Annotated in this window: 21 protein-coding genes; 14 read left to right on the forward strand and 7 right to left on the reverse strand. The window is 50.8% G+C overall.

Annotated elements, in window-relative coordinates; all coding sequences use genetic code 11:
- Positions 1-187: 187 nt before the first annotated feature.
- From EDD77_RS12980 to EDD77_RS13010, 7 genes are all read left to right on the forward strand, one after another.
- Positions 188-715, forward strand: a complete 528-nt coding sequence (locus tag EDD77_RS12980; RefSeq protein WP_058963692.1) for a DUF5697 family protein — start codon at positions 188-190, stop codon at positions 713-715.
- Complete coding sequence (locus tag EDD77_RS12985) at positions 716-1,378, forward strand: DUF6100 family protein (RefSeq protein WP_006573834.1); 663 nt, start codon at positions 716-718, stop codon at positions 1,376-1,378. It abuts the gene before it with no gap.
- 285 nt (positions 1,379-1,663) lie between these two features.
- The gene (locus tag EDD77_RS12990) at positions 1,664-2,650 is read left to right on the forward strand and encodes a hypothetical protein (protein ID WP_394326274.1); all 987 of its coding nucleotides are present in this window, start codon (positions 1,664-1,666) and stop codon (positions 2,648-2,650) included.
- Positions 2,651-2,664: 14 nt separating this feature from the next.
- Positions 2,665-4,599: a VirD4-like conjugal transfer protein, CD1115 family gene (locus EDD77_RS12995; protein ID WP_394326276.1), complete on the forward strand. Its 1,935-nt coding sequence runs from the start codon at positions 2,665-2,667 to the stop codon at positions 4,597-4,599.
- A 27-nt stretch (positions 4,600-4,626) separates the two neighbouring features.
- Entirely contained in the window at positions 4,627-6,183 is a 1,557-nt protein-coding gene (locus EDD77_RS13000) for a S1 RNA-binding domain-containing protein (protein ID WP_058963695.1), read from the forward strand.
- A 197-nt stretch (positions 6,184-6,380) separates the two neighbouring features.
- Entirely contained in the window at positions 6,381-7,577 is a 1,197-nt protein-coding gene (locus EDD77_RS13005) for an AAA family ATPase (RefSeq protein WP_058963696.1), read from the forward strand.
- 1 nt (position 7,578) lies between these two features.
- Complete coding sequence (locus EDD77_RS13010; protein ID WP_058963697.1) at positions 7,579-8,226, forward strand: RloB family protein; 648 nt, start codon at positions 7,579-7,581, stop codon at positions 8,224-8,226.
- Positions 8,227-8,301: 75 nt separating this feature from the next.
- Here the strand turns inward: EDD77_RS13010 and EDD77_RS13015 are convergent, their stop codons facing one another.
- Positions 8,302-8,769, reverse strand: a complete 468-nt coding sequence (locus EDD77_RS13015; protein WP_058963698.1) for an SLOG family protein — start codon at positions 8,767-8,769, stop codon at positions 8,302-8,304.
- Positions 8,770-8,895: 126 nt separating this feature from the next.
- On the opposite strand from EDD77_RS13015, the gene EDD77_RS13020 reads away from it, so the two are divergent.
- The gene (locus EDD77_RS13020) at positions 8,896-9,102 is read left to right on the forward strand and encodes a helix-turn-helix domain-containing protein (RefSeq protein ID WP_058963699.1); all 207 of its coding nucleotides are present in this window, start codon (positions 8,896-8,898) and stop codon (positions 9,100-9,102) included.
- Positions 9,103-9,457: 355 nt separating this feature from the next.
- Here EDD77_RS13020 and EDD77_RS13025 read toward each other — a convergent pair whose 3' ends face one another.
- The 5 genes from EDD77_RS13025 to vanR form a co-directional block, all read right to left on the reverse strand.
- The gene (locus EDD77_RS13025; protein WP_058963700.1) at positions 9,458-10,696 is read right to left on the reverse strand and encodes an ABC transporter permease subunit; all 1,239 of its coding nucleotides are present in this window, start codon (positions 10,694-10,696) and stop codon (positions 9,458-9,460) included.
- Position 10,697: 1 nt separating this feature from the next.
- Positions 10,698-11,585, reverse strand: coding sequence for an ABC transporter ATP-binding protein (locus EDD77_RS13030; protein WP_058963701.1), 888 nt, complete (start codon positions 11,583-11,585; stop codon positions 10,698-10,700).
- A gap of 110 nt (positions 11,586-11,695) precedes the next feature.
- Positions 11,696-12,766 carry a sensor histidine kinase gene (locus EDD77_RS13035; protein WP_058963702.1) on the reverse strand — a complete coding sequence of 357 codons (1,071 nt, stop codon included), beginning with the start codon at positions 12,764-12,766 and terminating at the stop codon, positions 11,696-11,698.
- A 15-nt stretch (positions 12,767-12,781) separates the two neighbouring features.
- Entirely contained in the window at positions 12,782-13,288 is a 507-nt protein-coding gene (locus tag EDD77_RS13040; protein WP_058963703.1) for a VanZ family protein, read from the reverse strand.
- Between the two features lie 23 nt (positions 13,289-13,311).
- Entirely contained in the window at positions 13,312-14,007 is a 696-nt protein-coding gene (vanR, locus tag EDD77_RS13045) for a VanR-ABDEGLN family response regulator transcription factor (protein ID WP_058963704.1), read from the reverse strand.
- A 506-nt stretch (positions 14,008-14,513) separates the two neighbouring features.
- On the opposite strand from vanR, the gene EDD77_RS13050 reads away from it, so the two are divergent.
- From EDD77_RS13050 to cpaB, 6 genes are all read left to right on the forward strand, one after another.
- Positions 14,514-14,936 (forward strand): DUF4320 family protein, encoded by a 423-nt coding sequence (locus tag EDD77_RS13050; protein WP_227603392.1) that lies wholly within the window; start codon positions 14,514-14,516, stop codon positions 14,934-14,936.
- Between the two features lie 8 nt (positions 14,937-14,944).
- Positions 14,945-15,445, forward strand: coding sequence for a hypothetical protein (locus EDD77_RS13055; RefSeq protein WP_058963705.1), 501 nt, complete (start codon positions 14,945-14,947; stop codon positions 15,443-15,445).
- A 71-nt stretch (positions 15,446-15,516) separates the two neighbouring features.
- Positions 15,517-16,092, forward strand: a complete 576-nt coding sequence (locus EDD77_RS13060; RefSeq protein WP_058963706.1) for a DUF6550 family protein — start codon at positions 15,517-15,519, stop codon at positions 16,090-16,092.
- Between the two features lie 80 nt (positions 16,093-16,172).
- Positions 16,173-17,873: a hypothetical protein gene (locus EDD77_RS13065; protein ID WP_058963707.1), complete on the forward strand. Its 1,701-nt coding sequence runs from the start codon at positions 16,173-16,175 to the stop codon at positions 17,871-17,873.
- Entirely contained in the window at positions 17,848-18,354 is a 507-nt protein-coding gene (locus EDD77_RS13070) for a prepilin peptidase (RefSeq protein WP_242868326.1), read from the forward strand. The genes EDD77_RS13065 and EDD77_RS13070 overlap by 26 nt, the downstream gene beginning before the upstream one ends.
- Positions 18,355-18,368: 14 nt before the next feature.
- Complete coding sequence (gene cpaB / locus EDD77_RS13075) at positions 18,369-19,241, forward strand: Flp pilus assembly protein CpaB (RefSeq protein ID WP_058963709.1); 873 nt, start codon at positions 18,369-18,371, stop codon at positions 19,239-19,241.
- 34 nt (positions 19,242-19,275) lie between these two features.
- Here cpaB and EDD77_RS13080 read toward each other — a convergent pair whose 3' ends face one another.
- Positions 19,276-20,700 (reverse strand): ATP-binding protein, encoded by a 1,425-nt coding sequence (locus EDD77_RS13080; RefSeq protein ID WP_058963710.1) that lies wholly within the window; start codon positions 20,698-20,700, stop codon positions 19,276-19,278.
- Positions 20,701-20,840: the final 140 nt, after the last annotated feature.

Here is a 20,840-nt window from a genome sequence, read left to right on the forward strand (position 1 = left end):
TCAAATGATATATGCGAGGTGAATCCCATGTTTTGATGTGCTGCGCTGGGTGTGCGTCTATATGACGCCTTCCATGAAGAAAAACGCCGGTTTGACGCCCGGATGGCGTCTTTCCGGCGTTCCAATATTCGATAAGGCGTTCCGATGACGCCTTGATGACGCCATTTGATAAAGGAGGTGAGCCCCCATGAAGACCAGGGCTGAAATCTATGGAAATGAGGCTGCGGACTTGCTGCGGACGGTAACAATGTACCCTGGCCTCAGTGAACAGCAGCTTCTTTGTTTTCACCCTGGCAAAGAAGATACGGCAAAGGCCCTGCTCTCCCATCTGGAGAGGCAGGGCCGCATTTTTCAAACAGAGAGCGGCGGCTATTTCCCGGCCGGCCAGTCAGCAAAAATTGACCGGGCGCTTGTCCGGGCAGTATGGGTCCTGCTGGACTTCATTCAGCGGGCCGATTACCATGCTCCCGCTGATTTTCCTGTCAAGCTCGTTTTCTTTGCCGATGGCGAACTCTACGAGGTGGCCTGCGTTGAGGACGGGCAGGAGGCGCTTGTCTGCCATGCCCTTCGGGGCAACAAGGGCGGCAGCCGCCGCATTATTCTGGTCGATACACCGGCGCAGATCGCCAAAATCGACTGTCCCGGCATTTCCGGGTTCTGCACCGTAGAGGAAAACGGCCAGACACACTATTTCAAGAAAGCAGGAGGCACATGATTGGACCGAAAACTTATATCCCGCCGGATCGGGAGCATTCTTGATGATATATCCCGGCTGAGCAACGCGCTGTATGCGATGGACACCACCGACATCCAGCGTTACCCCGATAACTATGAGACTCTTTCCACCGATGCCGCGCTGCGGGCAGAGCGTATCGCCTGCCGGCTGCGGCATCTAATTTATTCCAGCACGACGATCCGCAAGGGCGATTATCTTAAATCCGCCAGTGTGATGCACGGTATCACCATCACCTATGAAAACGAGGTTCTTGCGGTGACGCTGCCCAGCCTTCTGCCAAAGCGCAGGCAGCGGCAGAGCGCCGAGTTTCTGCTGGACCCCCTCTATTTTGCCCTGGAGCAGTACGCCAAAGAGAACACTTTGCCCCATTACCGGGAATGTGTTGTCTGCTTCGCCCAGGTGTATGACCAGGCGCTCCCCACCAGGCGGGTGCGCGACTATGACAACTTGGAGGAAAAGCAGATTTTAGATCTGCTGTCCTCTTTTGTAATGGCTGATGATACCGGCCTGCTGTGTGATGCCTATAACACCGCCGAGCTGGGCGAGCAGGACTGCACGATGATTTTCGTCATGGAGAAGCACCGCTTTCCCGGTTGGCTTGCAGAGCATAAATCAAGCCTGAAATCCATCTCGGATTTTTGAGCATTTTGGGCCCCTTGCGGCCCGACATCCCGCGAAGCCGCCGAAAGCCCCGGATTTTCAGGCTTGCGGCCACTTGGGAGAAGCTTTATTTTACCGAAGTTCTCAGTCATTACGGTAAAAATCCAGCACCGACAAAGGAGGTGATCCCTTGGGAAAAGCAGCCGCACTTTTCCACAGCCGGATACGCTCCCGTTCCGGCTTTTATCGCTGACCGCCATCTCTGGAGAGTTCCCAACCAGCCAGCTGAACCGTCTCCCGGCCAGCCCCTACTATTTGGAGGCGGTCGTGACCTCGCTTAAAAAGAGCGGGCTGCTGCGGACCTACTACCGCGACAGGCTCCGGGGCTATCGGCTGGGGGCAAAGGCCAAGGCCGCCCTGCTGGACGGCTGGCCAGAGCGTTTCTCTTCCTACCTGACCGGCGACACCGACACCAACCGCCTCAAGAGCGAGGTGAACCGGCGGCTCCGGCTCCACCGCCTCGCGGAAACCTATGTCACGATGGACAATGCGGGGATCGGGCTCTTTCAGGATGAAAAGCCGAAGGTCTTTTCGCCGCAGGGCTATTGTGGCGAAGCCATCGAGTATCCCGCCTTTTACAGTTCCCGTGAGGTCAAGGAAATGGGGATCGACACCACGCAGGTGCGAAGCTCCCGGTTCGCAGGGGTGCTTCTGGCGCCCACCGGCATTTTTGTCACCTACAACAGCAGCGCAGCCCTGATGAAATGGCGCTGCAAGTCTGAGATGCGGGTAAAGGCGCTGATGTGGAGTGTCCTGTGCCAACAGCGTCTGGCCAGTCAGTACCGCGCCGAAGATGTGCATGGGCTGGTGCTGGGCGAGAGCATGGAACTTGCCTACCAGATGCTCACCAGTACCGGCGGGGCCAAGCACGACTATTTCATGCTGGACGGCAGCTACGACCATTTTTATTTTCTCACAAATAACCACCAGGGGGAGGTGATCCTTGCTTTACTGTGTGATCCCTTGAAAACCGCAGAACTTAACCGCATTCTGTCCCAGGGCTTGATTGCCGGGAACACCGGAAAGGCCATTGAGCAGGATGCCGCGGAGCAGGACGGAACGCCGGTGCTGTTCGGCTACTCCTGCGACTTGCCCCGGATCACACGCTTCAGCACCTCCCTCGACCTGATGGAGCGCCCCGGCACGCTGATCTGCTTCGACTTCCAGGCAGATGTGCTGCGCCGTTACTGCGGCGGCCGGGTCCGCTTTCAAACCATTGATTTCACAAAATTCGAGGGGAGGTTGTTCCCATAGATAAGAAGAAACTCATTGCAGGCCTGATCGCTGCGCCGTTTGCCATCCTTGCGATTCTCTACGCAGGCGGCTTTCTGGGGCAGATATTGGGCAACTACGCGGCATGGAAACAGGGCGGCGGCATCCCCGGAGACTGCACATCTCCGGCGGCAGCGTCGCCCGATTTTATTACCTGCCTGACCTCTGTGCTCCATCCCCCCTATGGGGTGTACGGAGTGCTGATCTGCATTGGCCTGCTGGCGGTTCTGCTGCTCATGGTCATGCGGATGGGCTACAGTGATACCGGCGAGTATGACACAGACCGGAACTTTGTCTATTCGGCCAAGGGCACCTATGGCACCTCCGGCTGGATGGGCCGCAAGGAAATGAAGGGTGTGCTGGATCTGGTGCCGGATCTGCGCAAGCATAAGGGCATTGTGCTGGGGATGCTGGACGGGAAAGCCGTCTGTATTCCTGAAAATCCCCGCATCAACGGCAACCTCGCCGTGTACGGCTCGTCAGGCAGCATGAAGACCCGCTCATTTTGTATGAACCGCATCCTTCAGGCGGTGATCCGTGGGGAATCGCTGATCATTTCAGATCCGAAAAGTGAACTCTATGAAAAATCCAGCGAATACCTGCGGGAACAGGGCTATTGTGTCAAGGTTTTCAACCTGGTGTTGCCGGAAAATTCAGACAGCTGGAACTGCCTTTCCGAAGTGGAAGGGCAGGAACTGATGGCTCAGCTTTTTGTGGATGTCATTATCAAGAACACCAACAGCACCGGCAAGGGCGACCACTTCTGGGACTCCTGTGAGATGAACCTGCTGAAAGCCCTTGTCCTCTATGTGGACCAGAGCTATGCAAAAGAAAACCGGAATATCGGCGAGGTGTACCGGTTGCTGACGCTGAACGGGGAATCCGACCTGGACAACCTGTTTGATGTTCTGCCGCCCACCCATCCGGCCAAAGCGCCCTACAGCCTGTTCAAGCAAGCCAGCGACACAGTGCGCAGCGGCGTCATCATCGGCCTTGGCTCCCGGCTGCAGGTGTTCCAGTCGGAGCTTATCAAGAAGATCACCGCCCGGGATGAGATTGACCTGGAACTGCCCGGCCAGGAGCGGTGCGCCTACTTCCTCGTTACCAGCGACCAGGACAGCACCTTTGATTTTCTGGCAAGCCTGTTCCTGTCCTTTTGCTTTATTAAGCTGGTGCGGTATGCAGACAAGAACTGTGAGGGCGGCAAGCTGCCGGTTCCCGTCCATATCCTGGGGGAAGAGCTCACTGCCTGCGGGACCATTCCGGACCTCTCCCGCCGTCTCAGTGTGATTCGATCCAGAAACATATCCATGAGCTGCGTCTTCCAAAACCTTGCGGGTCTCCAAAACAGATACCCGCTCAATCTCTGGCAGGAAATTTTGGGAAACTGTGATGCGCAGCTGTTTTTGGGCTGCACAGACAGCCTGACGGCGGAATTCATCTCCGAGCGCACCGGTCTGGCCTCTGTGTCAGTGTCCAGTAAATCCAAGCAGCTGGGCACCTGGCGCATCTCCAATTATACGCCGGAATACCGGGAGACCTCCGGCGTCGGCAAGCGGCCTGTCCTCACCCCGGATGAAGTGCTTCGTCTCCCGATTACACAGGCGCTGGTTATTATCCGCGGCCAAAAGGCCCTGAAGGTAGAGAAGATGGACTACTCCAAGCATCCGGAATCCTCCAAGCTCCGCGACTGCAAAGCCTCCGCGCACATTCCTGAATGGCGCGAGTTGGAGGAACAAGCGCAGCCGAAACCTGCCGCCGCGCCGCCCCCGGCCCCCAAGCCGAAGGAAAGCGCCCCCAAGAAGCCGGCGGCAAAGAGAAAACCGAAATCTTCCGGTACGCCGGCTGCCCCGAAATCGCCCCCGTCACCGCCTGCTTCCGAGGCCCCGGACGGGATCATCACCACAGACAAGGACTCGATCCTTTCTTAAATTCACAACATAAGGAGGTTTTTACTTATGGCAACCAAGAAAAAAGAATTGCTTGAGCAGGAAAATACCGCACCTGAGACCACGGTTACCGTGGAGAACGCTCCGCCCCCTGATGAAGCGCAGGCTGATATGGCGGCACCCGCTGATGGCGGCGATTTGAATGAGCTGCTGGCCTCTATGGACCAGCCGGATGAAGAAGCACCCACCATTGAGGATGACGGCAGCCTCCCGGAACTCACCGAAAGCGAGATGTTTGGTGAGATGGACACCGATGCTACGGTGGCAGACGCCCTTCCCGGCGATGATGACGCCGCTCTGACAGAGGGCTCTGACAGTGATGATGGCGAAGGTGCCTCTGCTGTTCCCGCTGATGATGGTGCAGCCGATGTCCCCAGTGAGCCTGTTTCTGGAGCGGCTGAGGAACCGGAACCGCCCAAGCCCAAGCGGGCCACCCGCAGGAAAAAGACCGCACCGGCTGAGAGTACGGAGCCGGCGGAAGGAGTTCCCGCAGAAGCAGAGCCTCCTGCGCCGATGGCTCCTACTGGGGAAGATGCGCCGTCTGATGACGGTGAGGCGGCTGCGGCAGAAGTTCCTGCCTCGCTGGCCGAACCGCTGGCAGAGGCCGCCCCTGCTCCCACTTCTACTCCCAGGCGCACCGCCGCTCCCCGCCGCAGTGAGCCCTCGATCCTGACCATCCGCAGCCGGGAAGATGTGGAGACGCAGGAAGACCGTGAGGACATCATCTGGCATGAGATCCACAACGCCTACCGCACCCGCCGCATCCTCACCGGCAAGCTGGGCGGCATTGAGCAGCTGGACAACCGAAAGACGGTGGCTGTGGTGGACTACAAGGGATTCCGCATCATCATCCCCCTGAAAGAAATGATGATCAATCTGGGCCGCAGCCCCTCCGGCCAGGAATACACTGACCTGATGCTGCGCCAAAACAAGATCCTGGGGAATATGCTGGGCGCCGACATTGACTTTGTGGTGCGGGGCATCGACTCCAAGACCCGCAGCGTGGTAGCCAGCCGCCGGGAGGCCATGATGCGCAAGCGCCAGACCTTCTATTTCGACCTTGACCCCGATGGGATGTACCGCGTCTACGAGGGCCGCATTGTCCAGGCCAGGGTCATCGCTGTGGCGGAAAAGGTCGTCCGTGTGGAGGTGTTCGGCGTGGAATGCTCCATTCTGGCCCGCGACCTTGCCTGGGACTGGATCGGCGACGCCCATGAGCGGTTTGCTGTGGGCGATGAAGTGCTGGTCCGTATCCTCAGTGTACGGCGCAACAGTCTGGAGGACCTGGGCATCCGGGCCGACATCAAGAGCACTTCGGAAAACACTGACCGGGACAACCTGCAGAAGTGCCGCATCCAGGGCAAGTACGCCGGAAAGGTCACAGATGTTCATAAAGGCGTGGTCTATGTCCGGCTCGCCAATGGCGTCAATGCGGTAGCCCACTCCTGCTACGACTACCGGATGCCCGGAAAGAAGGATGACGTTTCCTTTGCCGTCACCCGTCTGGATATGGAGCGGGGCGTGGCCGTGGGCATCATCACGCGGATCATCCGGCAGAACCTGTAAAAGCAAAAGTGCCTGGAGAGTAGTAACGAACTGCTCTCCAGGTTTCTTTTTTGTCATTATCAGATCTACCGCTGTATATCTTTATCACATAGGCTTCCTTCCAAATTCCCATTTCAAAGAATTTATTTTGCGTTTGCGTTGATTTTTCACAAAATACGGGCTATAATATATAAATGAAAAGGTTTAGGAGGTCGCTTATGCTGATTCAATTTAGTGTGGAGAATTTTCTATCCATCAAAGATAAGGTTGTATTATCCCTGCTGGCCAGCAAGGATAATGAGCATCCAGAGCATCTTATCATGGATGGAAATAAAAGCTATTTGAAGTCTGCTGTCATTTACGGAGCCAATGCTTCGGGGAAGTCCAATGTCCTAAACGCGTTCTGGTTCATGGTAAACTATGTGCTGACCTCACATAACCAGCAGCTTCATAAGACCATTGGCCGTTCGCCTTTCAAGTTTGATCCGGAAACGCCAACGCGCCCCAGCAGCTTTGAGGTCATCTTTACCACTGAAGGTATCCGATATGCGTATGGTTTTTCTGTGACAGATAAGGCTGTTACAGAAGAATACCTATATTACTATCCCAACGGCAGACAGGCGCTTATTTTTGAGAGGAAAAATACCAAAGATTTTCGTTTTACGGTGGATATAGATGAACAAAACACGCTCAAGGAGCGCACTTCTGCGAACAAACTCTACTTGTCAGTTGCATCAAACTGGAGTTACTCTAAAGTGATTCCGGTTTTGGAGTGGTTCGCTTCTTGTCAGATTATCACGAAGAATTCCGTGGCGGACGCTTATGGGCTTGAGGCAGAGCAGCTGAAAGATGATGATTACCGGCGTGTGATCGCATCTATGCTGCGTGTTGCAGATTTGGGAATACAGGCTTTGCAAATGCGCGATGCAGAGCCTGCTCCTTCGCAGCACGGTGACAGCTTTGCAAATATTGAGGCCATTCACACGGTACAGGATACCAATGGAAATGCATTATCCTATGCGTTAAATATGGCAGAGGAATCTGACGGCACCAACAGTTATTTCAAACTGATCGGCGTTGTGAAAAAGGCTTTAGACCAGGGAACGCTTCTTGTGGCTGATGAGATGGACGCACATCTGCATCCTCTATTGACCAGGCATCTGGTATCCTTGTTTGACAGCACAGAATTCAATCCAAAGGGTGCTCAGTTGATCTTCACATCTCACAGCACCAATCTTCTTGATTTGGATTTGTTGAGAAGAGATCAAATTTGGTTCACAGAAAAAGACGAGCAGACAGCAGCCACCGATCTGTTCTCCCTTTACGATTTTTCTGTTCGCAAAGACACTAAAGTAGAAAAGGGTTATTTGATCGGCCGTTTTGGTGCGATTCCCTTTATCAAGGGAGGGCTGTAAAATGGCACGCGGACAAATTGAAAAGCGTGGGCAGCGGCGCAGAAAACTAAAACCTGTCATTCTGATTGTGACGGAGGGTTCTCAAACTGAACCGAAATATTTTGAACATTATCGCAGCCGCCAGACCAATATTGACATTCGTGTAGTCGGCAGCCGCACCAAAGGAGGTGAAACCGATTACCTTGGCCTGATTCGGAAAGCCGTGGAATATCAAAGTAAAAATCAGATTTCTGCATCAAATGGGGATGCGGTGTGGGTCGTTGCTGACGGTGATGTAAACTATAATAATCCTGATCCTATCGCCGCCAAAGACAACTTACTCTCCAGAGCAAGGAAACTGGCAGATGCAAAGGGAATTCACATTGCGATCTCGAATCCTTGCTTTGAGTTTTGGTATCTGCTGCATTTCCAGTACACAACAAAATTTTTCAAAGATTACCCTGCAGTGATGACAGCCTTGACCGCCTACCTCCCGGATTATGAAAAAGCCGGCGATGTGTATGCGCAGTTATCTGAACATACAACTGATGCGATTCAGAACGCCAAGCGTGTAGAACAATACCATATTCAAAATGACTGCAATAAACCGTTTGGGATTGCCGTTAATCCATTCACCGACATCTATCAACTGATAGAATCACTACTGTAACGGTACTCAGGATTTGAATTAAAGGCCGCATGGGATGCAAAAGCCCCACGCGGCCTTTATGTTTTGCCCTTGAAATCAAATCTCTATGAGTCTGATCTCTCGCCCTTGAACATGGGCATCGCGCAGCGTGAACAGCGTCCCCCCTTTGTCCCGTCCATCATACACCGCAATCACACGCTGCGACTGGGCAACCATATAGCGATTGCGGTTCATGTAGCACGAGGGAACATAGTGGTCGGAGATCACTTTCACACCAGCGCAGGCAGCCAGCAGTCTATGAAAGTCTTTGTTCTTCGTCTTCAGCCGGCCGGCATAGGGAATCGCCGCTTCTAAAAACAATCCGTCATTTTCTTTTTTTGCTTCGGCAACGACTGCCGCAAACATAAGATCGGCACCTTCGGCAAATCCGGAAATAAATCGAGTGTAGCCATCCTCAATCGCCGCTGCTACCTCCTTCCGCAATTCTTCTTCCACAAATTTCTTCTTCTCCGCTGGAATATCTCTGTGGCCCGTTATACAGCAGGTTTTCGTTACGACTTCCATCCTGTTTCCTCCCATGCTCTTCACTTTATGCCATTCTTGTATAGGCAATATTGCCTATAACGCTACTCCTCCATTATAGGCAATAATAGAGATATGTAAAGAAGGAAGTGGAGGAAACGACCAGGAATGATCTCATACGAGCCCTTGTGGCAAACCATGAAGCGGCACGGTGCAACCACATATACCTTGCAGGCCAAGGCCGGTATCAGCAGTTCGACCATCCGCCGGATGCAGGCGAACGAATCCGTCTCCACCAATACCCTGGATACGCTCTGCAAGTTTTTTAACTGCGAACTGGATGACATCGTAAAATTCCAACCAGACGAAAAATAGCACGGAGAAATGGTGATTGCCGTTTCTCCGTGCTTTTTTTGACCCTTGGCATACGAAGCAAAGAAATTTTGGAAACCTGCTTCAAGATCTCTACTCATTAGCTCCGCCAGTGGGCGACAAGTATTCGATTTTAAAGGGGTGGATTAGCCTTTAGACTCCTCAATGTCCCTCCCGAGATAAATGCTAAAATCAAATTACAGAATTGGAATACACGATTCACAATAAAAAGCGCCCAAACGGCAAGGAGCAATTTGGGCGCAAAAGTGTAGCATCCGTTATAATGAATCGGTTTGATGAACAGTTTTAGCGGTATCACAAATATCGTTTGAATTTATCAAATACTTGATAAAAGCCCTTACGCCACTCGATGCTTACAATAAGACCGTATCGCCAAAAAGACGAATACAGGAATTTCAATCGCTGCTGAAATAAGAATAATGTAGGGTGTCCAAAAGCTCATATCTCCAACATACAAGAAATTAAAACCGTAAAGCTGATAGAGGAAGTTATTTTGCAGGCCAATACCAGAAGATGGTAAAATCGTGGAAAGCCATACGGAACTGCCCAATGCGGTATAAATGATGGTCGGTAAGAGCATAACGGCAAGTGAAATCAATAACGAACTTAACGAGTCCCTGCACTTTGCAGATAAAAATAGTGTGCAACTAATACTTGCCAATATAGATAAAAGCCCGGCCAATACCAAAATCACTTGTAATTGCCCCAAATTGATATTGGGAAGATTTATGATGGAAAATAGCATTTGGAAAGATGTTTTCAAACACTCTGTCCCAAAAGCAAGGTTGATAATGGACAAATGGATCACCATACCCAAAATGAACACTACCACAAAAATACAGCCAGCAGCAAGTATTCTGGTAACAGCAAATTTCACACGTCCATTTTTTGTGCAGCGCATAATGCTGTCGCTTCCAGTTTGATACTCATTAGCAAATGTAGGTGCCGCAATCGCAACGCACAAAATGGAAAGAATGAAAATATACAGCTCAATATAGTCAAAGGCGTCCCGGCTCAAACCCGGATAAAGCTGGAATGGTTTATCAACTTCGGAATATTTTTCTGTTGCAAATTCTTTTGCTGATGGATAATCTTCTTGTTCAAGGTTCATTATATCGTTTAGGTGGGACGCAAACTGTTCATAAAGGCTTTGCTCTACTACATCTGGGTCAATCTCCATTAGATCAGCACCTATGCCTGTATCGGGATCGGCAAAGGCTTCTGGTAAGCGGTCAAGAAGTGGCCGGATAGCCGTGATATTTTCCGTATAAACATCTAACGGAATATCATCTACTGTACCATATTCCTGCACATATTTCTGATATGTGCGTAAGGCATCTGCGACTTTCTCCGGTGTAACTTCTCCATAAATTTGCTGCCTGTATTCCCGCTTAAATTGAATAGCATCTAAGCCATTCAGTTCTATTACAGTACCGTTTTCGCCGGGACGGTTGATAGACTCAAAGCTGATGGGCAGATAAGCCATAATGACAGCCAGAAATAATGCTACTGCAAGCAATATCAAGGTGCGGCGTGATTTCAAAATCCTTTTTACTTCTAAACAAAATAAGCGCATATCAATTTCCCTCCTTTGAAAGATCGGCTTGAGGGAATAGCCAGAGGTATAAATCCTCAAGGCGCGGTGATATGGTGATCGAACCCTCAATTTCGGATTTATCAGACAGATACCGTATAGATACTTGGTTGTTATCTTCCCCGCGCTGGTTGATTATTCGCAAGCGCATTTCATACTTGTCTAAATCTCTGGCCGGAATAGTGCAAGTCCAGACCTTTCCCTCGATCTGCTTCACCAGTTCGTCTGTTGTACCTACATCAACAATTTTTCCATCTTTCATAATCGCATTTCGTGTTGCAATATACTCTACGTCAGAAACAATGTGCGTGGAGATCAACACAATACGGTCATGGGAAAACTCGGAAATAAAATTACGAAAGCGTACCCGTTCTCCGGGGTCAAGTCCTGCGGTCGGTTCATCCATTACTAAAATTTTCGGATCGTTCAACATGGCTTGGGCAATGCCTACACGCCGTTTCATACCGCCAGATAGTTTTGCTATCTTTTTCCGCTTCACATCCGAAAGCGTAAGAATATCCAGCAGATGATTGATTTTCCTTGATGTTTCTCTTGCCGGAACATCCTTTAATGCTGCCATATATTCGAGATAGTCTTTGACCGTGAAATCACGAGAATATCCAAAATCCTGCGGCAAAAAGCCAAACAACTCTCGATAGGCTTTCCCCATTTCGTGAATGTCTTGGCCATCATAATAAATAGCCCCATTGGTTGGCACCATAATATCAGCAATCATCCGCATGAGAGTTGTTTTCCCTGCTCCGTTTGCACCGAGCAGGCCCCAAACTCCACTTGTCAGTGTCAGGCTTACATCATTGACAGCGGTTTTATCTTTGAACCGCTTACTTAAATGCTCAATTTTCAGTTCCATAATCATCACTCCTTTTCTTCCTCAAAAGCAAAGCCCCTGTTCAGTATCTATTCTACCGAACAGGGGCTTTGCAATCTCTAATTTTAATGTGGAATACTCCTAAGAAATTCCTAAGATTTGTTTGAAAGAGGCAGCGTTACCGTAAATGTAATTTCTTCCGCTTGGCTCTGTGCCGTGATTTCTCCGCCATGTAGGTTTACAATTTCCTTTGCAATCGAAAGACCTAAGCCAGCGCCGCCTGTATCGGATGTTCTGGCTTCATCCAAACGGCTGAATTTATCAAAGATTGTGCTTAATTGGTCTGCCGGAATAGTTGGCCCATGATTTTTGAAGATCACGACAGCATGATTACCTTTCTTAATCGCAATTATGTCAATTTCAGTGTTTGGATAGCAGTAAGATGCTGCATTTCTCAATAAATTGTTGAACACTCTGGCAAGTTTTTCTGGATCACCCGTGACGGTTAAACCATCCTGCATAGATATTTGGGTTGTATTTCCTTTTTCAGAGAGTGCGGGGTAAAAGTCATCAATGACTTGGGATAGTAAGGCATACAGATCAACCGGCAGCTTTTTCACTTGAACGGTATTTGTATGATAACGTGTGATTTCAAAGAGTTCATTGATTAAAGTTTCCAATCGCTCTGATTTATCCAGTGCAATCCCGATATATTTTTCTTTCTGTTCCTCCGGCATATCGGGCGCTTCATTAAGCAGACTCAAATATCCGATTACAGTTGTTAAAGGTGTGCGAATATCGTGGGCCAAATACATCACCAACTCATTCTTCTTTGTTTCCGCCTCCTTTGCGGCCTGCTGGCTCAAAAGGACAGACATTTTAATCTGGTTCATCTGGCTTTCAACTTCCCGTAGTGGTTCAGACAGTTCAATCGCATGGTCGTTCTGCTCATAAACAATCTCCGTTGCGCCGATAACCTCGTTCAAGTATTCCCACGGCTTTTTCCAATAGAAATAAAAAATGCCTACAAAGCCAAAGATAAGATAAAGGGCAAAGATTACATCCAGCCGCTCTAAAATCCATGTGCTAATGGGCGACGGAAATAATGCTAAAACATAATCAGAAAGCAACATAATGACAAAACCGATTACCGTATATAAGGACAGAAGAAGGAACAGCCGCAACCGAAGCCGTTTTTCTATGGAATAGCAGTTATTCTTCAATACTTTTCACCTCCATCAGTTTGCTGCAAGCAAGAGCAGCAGTCCTCCACCAACTATTACTGTTACAATCGCGGCTGAAATAATAATTACTTGATCTACCCGTTTTTTGTTCCGAAACAGTCTGATTGCCGCTTTATATAGAATAATACCGAATAGACCGCCACAAATATTTGTAATAAGGTCTGTAATATCTGACCGGCCAATCGCTAAGACATACTGACAGATTTCCAGTAGCAAACTCACCACGGAAATCAAAAGCAATTTCACGCCAAACCGACTTTTAGGAAGTAATAAACACAGATATATTCCAAAGGGCATAAAGATCAACACATTCTGTAAAACTTCTGTTGCGTGAAAAGTAACCTCATGCTCATAATAAAATGGAATTAGATTGATTTCCCGTACTCGATCTAAGTCGAGGATAGAAAATTGCAGCTTAAATAAGATAATCCATATCAAGAGTGCCAGATATAATAAAAATAGAATTGGCACAGTATAATTTATCTTTTCTTTTTTCTTCATTTCAATCTCCAATCACGGGCGGGCTATATCTTATATCCAACACCCCATATCGTTTTAATGTATTGTGGTTTCTCTGTCGTGTCCTGCAATTTTTCTCTTAAATGCCGGACATGGACAGTGATTGTGCTGCTGTTTTTGCTGTAATATTCGTCTTTCCATACCAAATGAAACAAATCTTCAAGAGTGACAACAGTTCCTTGTCTTTCAAGCAAAATACGCAAAATAGAAAATTCCGTCGGGGTCAAAGATATAGGTGTCCCATTCAATTCACACTCATACGTTTGCGTGTCAAGCATTAGCTTTTTGTATGTGAGTTTGGGTGTAGAATGTTTCTCAATCTGTACTGGTGTGTATTTTTTATATCTTCGCAACTGGGCTTTCACTCTTGCAATCAATTCAAGCGGGCGAAAAGGTTTTGTTACATAATCGTCCGCTCCCAAAGTCAGACCTGTAATTTTATCTGTTTCCTCATCCTTTGCCGTCAACATAATAATGGGATAGGTATATTTCTCCCGTATTTTCTGACAAAGAGAAAAGCCGTTAATGTCCGGCAGCATTATGTCAAGAATAGCCAAATCTATTTCTTGATTTTCAATACACTCTAAGGCTTCTTTTGCCGAATAATATTTATAAACATCATAGTTTTCATTTCGCAGATAGACTTCTAATAAATCTGCAATATCGCGTTCATCGTCTACAACTAAGACTTTTTCAGCCATCTAATCCATTCCTCTCACAAAATATAACTCTTTTATAGCATACCAATATCCTTTAGGAAAATCACAATGAATTGCATCAAATTTTATTAAGATTTTCCTAAGCCCTCCAATAAAAGTGCAGCGCACAACTTGAAATAGGACCAAATGTTTTGTCATCTTCAGGAGTTCAATTACCGATATTTCATTATACTTTGTCTTATTATGACATTGCAAGGCAGAGAATGTGCTTGTGTTGTTATAATATCAAGCAGATACTCAAAAGCAGTCTTTTGTTCTTGATGAAGTCTCTTGGTAGTGATAATACTCTTGGCAGCTTTCCGGTAAATTGGCACAGGATTGCCCATACATTGGCGCAGTCCTGCCCTTTCGCCGTAAATCCAAATCTGCTATACTTGGTACAGTCAAAACTTTGTAATGCAGCCGTTCCGGTCGGGACGGCTGTTTTTCATTTGTAAGTAAAGGTGGTGGTTCACATTCATACTTTCCTGCAAAAAGTCCGCAGGACATTGAAGAGCGAACGGGGCGAGGCCAACTATTTCTCTACGGTGGTGTTCATCTTCATCGCCGTCATCCTGCTGGCCTTTATCATTGACCTGTTCGGCATCATCTCCACAAAACAGGAGTTAGACCATGCGGCAGATCAGATGGTCAAGCAGATCCAGCTGTCCGGCGGCATCAACAGCGAGACCGACTCGCTCTTTGACTTCCTGTGCTCGGAGATTGAGGGCGCGGAGAATATCACATACTCCATCGATGCCACATACAAGACGCCTACGCCGTCCGGGATGTCCCGGGCCATCCAGCTGGGGACGCCCTTCTATATCACCATTGAGGGCGAGGCCAAGCTGGGCGGCTTCTGGAACCTGGATCTGGTCAACATCACGGTGGTTGCCCGCGGCTCCGGCGTCAGCGAGCACTACTGGAAGTGAGGTGGCCTATGAAGCGTTTTCTTTCACGGCTGCGCCGGCCGCTTTGCAACGAGCGAGGCGAGATCACTTTCTTTGCCTGCTTTTTTGTAGTCGGGGTCGTCATGCTCATCTCTTTCCTGCTCCTGTACGCCTCGGTGCGGATCACCTGCATCAACATCCGCAACGGCGCCAAAATGGAGCTGAACAACCTGAGCGCCACCATCTATGCGGACACCTACCGCTCCCAGCGAGAAACCAACTTCGAGGAATACCTGCGCACCCTCTATTCCAGCAATGACTATACGGAAATGCTGGAGGCCACTGTCGCCGGCGGCCTGGCTGAGAAGATCCCGCTCTCCACAGAGGACTATGAGGTATCCGACATCAGCCTGGAGTTCAATGTGGTGGGCGACCGGGTGGAGTACATCTTCTATTGTGATGTGGAGTTCTATGTACGCATGTTCGGACACAGTTATCCCACCATCACCCAGCGGGTGGAGCTGACCGGCTACCACAACACCAAATTTTAGCGGCGCTGTTGAAATCCAGTCAGCTCCGCAGTATAGGCTTTATATAACAGCAAAAAGGAGTGTGGACACACATGAAGAAGTTTTTTCAATCCAAAGGCTTTATTGTTTCGGCCCTGGCCGTCCTCTGCGTTGCCATTCTGGGCATCTGCTGGTTCGTGAGCCGGGACCGCACGGAAGAATTCCGGCCGAATGAATCCCCGCCCAGCAGCACCAGCAGCGACTGGTCGGATGGCGGTGTGCAGTCTGGCGACGGGAGCGGGGGCGCAGACGCCTATGCACCCGGCCAGTCTTCCAGCGCCGAAGAGGAATATCCCAAGGTGACCTCGGAATCCGAGGGCGAGGTTGAAATCGACTTTACCGATACGGAAAAGCCGGAAGAAACGCCTCCCCCCGTACCGGAAGGCAAGACGGAAATCGAAGACCCCGGCGAAGAGCATGAGGTCAATCCCGATCCGGCAGTACCGGAAGTCACTGCTCCTCCCGCAGAGGAATCCACTTCCAGCAATGAGCCGGCCCCCGGCTCCAGCAATGGCAGCGGCGCTGTCTATGATCCGGTATTTGGCTGGGTAGTCCCCGGCGATGTGCAGCAGTCCACCGGCGACAGCGACGGCGATCTGAACAAGCAGGTCGGCAACATGGGCGGCTGACCACCTACAACTGAATATGGACCTGAAGGGCCGTCACGGGATTGTGGCGGCCTTCTTATTTTCAAGAAGAACGGAGCGTGATGTATTTGAAACGACTTCTCGCCCTCTTATGCAGCCTCGCCCTGGTGTTCTGTCTCGTCCCTTCCACGGCATTTGCATCAGGAGGCAACGGGAACATTGACGGTGGCGGCGGCGGGATGGGGCAAGGCACATCCTCAAACTTCTGGAATCCCGGCAACGATGGCGTGCGTATCACGGTTGTAGATGCAGCAAGCGGTGCTGCCGTGTCCTCACCGCTGGACTTTTCCAACCGGACGCAGAAAAGCAGCATCCTCCACTTCGGCAAGGTCAATAAGCTGCAGTACCTGAGCGGCACCGGCCTCTCCCTCCAGTCCGGGGTGGCCTATTCCTGCATCAAGCCCGCGCAGTCCATGCCCACCATCGTCAGCAGCAAGGGCCAGAGCAACATTGACGCCATCAAGCGGTACTTCTGCTCGGAATATGCCTGCATGATGGTCGCCCAGGCTGCGGGTGTGGACTATGAGCAGATGATCGCTGGAGAATATAAGCTGCTGATCGAGCCCATCGCCTACTTTACCCACAACGGCCAATATTACTGTATGACGGCCACCGAGGCCGGCCTTTACGATCAGATGTCCGGCGGCAACCTGCGCCGGACCATGACCTCGCTGACCCATAAGAACCTGCCGCTGTCCATGTTTCTGGAGTTCAGCGACCTTGGTATTTCCGCCTGGACCGGCAACACCACCGGGACGCAAAACAATTCCGACATCATCAATACACTGGGCGTCGGCATCGTCTGGTTTGATGAAGCCCCGCCCGAGGGGGATATTGAGGCCCCCGATGTGGAGTACCGGGTAGATACCGATGTCATTACCTCTGTCACCTTGCGGACAGATACCGACCTGACGCCGGATAATCCCGCTTCGGTGACCTTCCACATCCTTGGCACCACCTACCGAGTCAACGATGTGGTGATTCCCGCAGGTGACAGCCAGGTGGTCTGGGTCAAGTGGCACACCCCTTCCACACCGCAGACAGTCACCATTACCGTATCCGTCAGCGGGGCCTATACCGCCCAGGATACCTTTGTGGCGGAAATCGTGGATCTGAATGAGCATATTCCGCCCGACCCGGTGGCGACTGATACCAACCCCGGTTATACGGTACCGTCCCTGCCCAATGAAACGCAGAAACTCACGGCCAACTGGGGCGTCTGGAGCTGCTACTGGGTACCAGTATGGGTGTGGTGTGATCACGGGGAAGACGGCGGGCATTGGGTGGATGAAGGCTACTGGGAATATGAGTACACCGGCTATTCTGCCTCCATCAGCGGCGTTATGTCCCTGATGCCGGACGATATTGTGCCAACGGCCTCCGGAAAGTCCATGAAGAGCGGGTACGGCGTCAAACAGGATGTGACAGCCACGCTCTCCACTGATGCGCCCACCAGCCACATCACCCATCCGCAGACGGCCTTTTCGGTGTTCCCGGAGTTCCAGTATGAAACCTATCTCCGCCTGCTGCAGCGAGTGTCCAGCGGCCGGAGCACCCAATTCACCTTCCAGCCCAATGAGTTCTCTACTTACAGCCGGGAAGTGCACTTTACCCCCATCTGGTTCCCGGATGCGACGAACTACACCGTCTTCACCCAGGTCTGGGATACCTGGACGCCGGACGGGATGCTGAGTATCAACCTGAATGACTATGTTTCCATTGACGGGAGCCTCTATGATGACTGGTACACCAATCGAGAGTAATGTGTGGATGGCATACCTGCTCACTGTTTTTCTGGTGGTGACGGGCTTTGCCCTCTACGACATCCTATACAGGCGGGTGCCCGACCGGGCGCTCGTCTTTTTTATCCCCCTGGCCGCGCTGGCCCCGCTGATCCAGGTCTACTTCATTCTGGAGTATGGCCGGACGCCCATTTTCATCTGGCCTGTTGTGACCGAGGCGCTGATGGGCGCGTTGCTTGGCTTCTGCATCCCGCTGGCCGCTGCTATGGCGACCGGCGGCAGCGGCATGGGCGGCGGGGACATCAAATTCTGCGGGGTGCTGGGCCTGGTCTATGGTCCCTCCGGCATGGCACTGGTATTCCTGGTGGCCGCCGGCTTCGCCATGCCGGTGGTGCTGCTGTACCGGCGGCTCTTGCGGGACAAACAGCCCACCGCGATCCCGTTTTTACCTTTTCTGGCCTGCGGCTGCTCTGTGGCGACGCTGGCTGAACTATTTTTATGACAGGAGAGATGCTTATGAAACTCAACAACCGATTTATCTTCGGCATTCTGTCCCTGGTTCTGGCGGCGGTCATCGCATTTGTGGCACTGCCCACCATTGCCCGGCAGACCAACGGCAAGACGGAGATTGTCCGCATTACCCAGCCGGTGCTGAAAGGCGAAACAATCACCAGCGACAACGCCGAAGTCGTAGAAGTGGGCGGGTACAACCTCCCTTCCAATGTGGCCCACAGCATGGATGATGTGGAGGGACTGTATGTTACCGCTGATTTGGCAGAGGGCGACTATATCCTTACCAGCAAGGTCAGTACCGTCCCTGTTTCCTCGGATGTGGCGCTCAACGACATCCCCTCCGGCAAGGTCGCCATCTCGCTGACTGTGAAAACGCTGGCCTCCGGCCTGTCGGATAAGCTGCAGCCGGGCGATATCATCCGTATTTATCATTTCCTGGAGACCGCCGAGGAAGTCCCGGAGCTACGCTTTGTCAAGGTGCTTTCTGTTACGGACTCTGACGGCATCAATGTGGATAACACCAAGGAGCCTACCGAGGACGAAGAGCCCCAGCAGTCCGCTACCATCACTGTGCTGGCAAGCCCGGAGCAGGCCCGTATCATCACTGAGATGGAAAATGACGGCGTGGCCCATGTGGCGCTGATCTCCCGCAATAACGACCAGCTGGCCGAGGAACTGCTGGCCGAGCAGGACAAGACGCTTCAGGAGATCTACTTCCCCGAAACACTGGTTGAGGAAAATCCTGAAAGTCAGGATGGTGCAGAAGCTGCTGAAGGCGCCGCAGATGGCGAGTCCACAGGCGAAGCGGGTACCGAGAATACGGAAGGCGGTGTGGAAACAACTCCTGCGGACAGCATCCCGGAAGACGGCGAATAAAAATGGGCGGTGAACAGATTCACCGCCCGTTTCCTCACTGCTGGTTAGAAAGATGATCCTCGTTAATCAGGAAAAGCTGTGGATTTTCTTTGCCCAAGTCAACAAGACGCTGGGTAAAACCGCTTTTAGAAAATATCCCAAAAATAGGCTGATAGCCTTTCCATACCTTTTGGATTTCACCAGAAGCCTGCACCTTATCGCGGAGAGCAAAAAATACAGGCGCATCCACCGGCTTATTGTGGTACTTGCACTCGCCTGCAAAGAATCGCTTGTTTTGATGGTCCACCGCCATCACATCAATTTCCGTATCGCTGTCCAAATCATTCAGCCAGTAAGCTCCGATCCGCGAGGGAACAAAGTCAATGACACCTTCCCTGCAAAGGTCTGCAAAAATGGATCTGCAGATATCTTCATAGGCGAAGGCCACAAACTTCTGTACGAAGTCTTTTCGGATTTCATCCAGAACAATCTGCGTATTGTCCAGTTCCAGTTCCCCTTTATATGGATAGACATACCGGAACCAGAAACGCACAAAGTTATCAGAGATGAAATAAAGGCCTTTACGGGACTTCTCCGGATTTTTCTCCGTAACCGGCGTTTCCTTCACGACAAAGCCAAGGTCGCTGAGCGTGGAAAGATATGGCGTCAGCGCGGAAGTTTCTGTCCCCAGAGCTCCCGCAATTTTCCCCAGCTTGTGGTTTCCATCCGCCATCACGCGGATAATGGAAAAATAGTTGACAGCGGATACCACTTCATCTTTCAGCAGAAAGTTTGGTTCTTCATACAGAAAACCGTTCTTCGAGAGAACCGCAGACTCCACCTGTTCCAGCAGTCCTTCCTGATCGTTGAAAAACTCCAGATATTTGGGTACGCCGCCGGTAATCGCATATTGCTCCACCGCACGCTCAAAAGAAAGATGCTGAGCGGCATACACATCCGGGAACGACAAAGGCGCCAACCGGATCTGTGCAGTCCGGCGGCCATACAGGGGGCTGTCATAAGACAGCGCGTGTTTTTGCATCATTCCAATCAAGGAGCCGCAAAGAATCAGCATCACATTGCTGTCCTTGAGAACCTCGTCCCAAGCGTTTTGCAGAATAGACGGGAACGCCGGATTGGACTTAACCAGATAAGGAAATTCATCAATAATCAGGACTTTCTTTTCCTCCGACCGGAATTCCGCAATGATATGGAACAAATCCAGCCAGTCGGAAAAGGCTGCACGCTGCAGCAACGGATTCTGTGTTACCCGGGACACAACACCAGACAGCCGTTTTATGCTTTGTGATTCCACTTCCTCCGTTGCGAGAAAGTAGAATGCCAGCTTACCCTTGATAAATTCTTTAATCAGCGTTGTTTTTCCTACACGCCGCCTGCCGTAAATCACAACAAAGCTGCTGTCTTTTTGGTATTCCCTTTCAAGAGACTCCAGTTCTCGTCGTCTGCCGATAAACTTCATGTTAACGCCTCCTTTATCATAATTCATTTTATGATAATCTATCTTATATTATACATTTGTTTTGCAAAAAGTCAAGGGCATTCCGCCCTTGGGAAAGGAGCTTCCTATGGGAAAAGTCATTACCGTCTGGGGCAGTCCGG

Source organism: Allofournierella massiliensis, assembly GCF_004345265.1.
GTDB classification, from domain to species: domain Bacteria; phylum Bacillota; class Clostridia; order Oscillospirales; family Ruminococcaceae; genus Allofournierella; species Allofournierella massiliensis.

Excerpts from the sequence above, each read along its gene's own strand:
- EDD77_RS12980 (WP_058963692.1), top strand. The coding sequence starts at position 188 with ATGAAGACCAGGGCTGAAATCTATGGAAATGAGGCTGCGGACTTGCTG.
- EDD77_RS13000 (WP_058963695.1), top strand. The coding sequence starts at position 4,627 with ATGGCAACCAAGAAAAAAGAATTGCTTGAGCAGGAAAATACCGCACCT.
- EDD77_RS13005 (WP_058963696.1), top strand. The coding sequence starts at position 6,381 with ATGCTGATTCAATTTAGTGTGGAGAATTTTCTATCCATCAAAGATAAG.
- EDD77_RS13010 (WP_058963697.1), top strand. The coding sequence starts at position 7,579 with ATGGCACGCGGACAAATTGAAAAGCGTGGGCAGCGGCGCAGAAAACTA.
- EDD77_RS13015 (WP_058963698.1), bottom strand. The coding sequence starts at position 8,769 with ATGGAAGTCGTAACGAAAACCTGCTGTATAACGGGCCACAGAGATATT.
- EDD77_RS13020 (WP_058963699.1), top strand. The coding sequence starts at position 8,896 with ATGATCTCATACGAGCCCTTGTGGCAAACCATGAAGCGGCACGGTGCA.
- EDD77_RS13025 (WP_058963700.1), bottom strand. The coding sequence starts at position 10,696 with ATGCGCTTATTTTGTTTAGAAGTAAAAAGGATTTTGAAATCACGCCGC.
- EDD77_RS13030 (WP_058963701.1), bottom strand. The coding sequence starts at position 11,585 with ATGGAACTGAAAATTGAGCATTTAAGTAAGCGGTTCAAAGATAAAACC.
- EDD77_RS13040 (WP_058963703.1), bottom strand. The coding sequence starts at position 13,288 with ATGAAGAAAAAAGAAAAGATAAATTATACTGTGCCAATTCTATTTTTA.
- vanR (WP_058963704.1), bottom strand. The coding sequence starts at position 14,007 with ATGGCTGAAAAAGTCTTAGTTGTAGACGATGAACGCGATATTGCAGAT.
- EDD77_RS13055 (WP_058963705.1), top strand. The coding sequence starts at position 14,945 with ATGAAGCGTTTTCTTTCACGGCTGCGCCGGCCGCTTTGCAACGAGCGA.
- EDD77_RS13060 (WP_058963706.1), top strand. The coding sequence starts at position 15,517 with ATGAAGAAGTTTTTTCAATCCAAAGGCTTTATTGTTTCGGCCCTGGCC.
- EDD77_RS13065 (WP_058963707.1), top strand. The coding sequence starts at position 16,173 with ATGTATTTGAAACGACTTCTCGCCCTCTTATGCAGCCTCGCCCTGGTG.
- EDD77_RS13070 (WP_242868326.1), top strand. The coding sequence starts at position 17,848 with ATGACTGGTACACCAATCGAGAGTAATGTGTGGATGGCATACCTGCTC.
- cpaB (WP_058963709.1), top strand. The coding sequence starts at position 18,369 with ATGAAACTCAACAACCGATTTATCTTCGGCATTCTGTCCCTGGTTCTG.
- EDD77_RS13080 (WP_058963710.1), bottom strand. The coding sequence starts at position 20,700 with ATGAAGTTTATCGGCAGACGACGAGAACTGGAGTCTCTTGAAAGGGAA.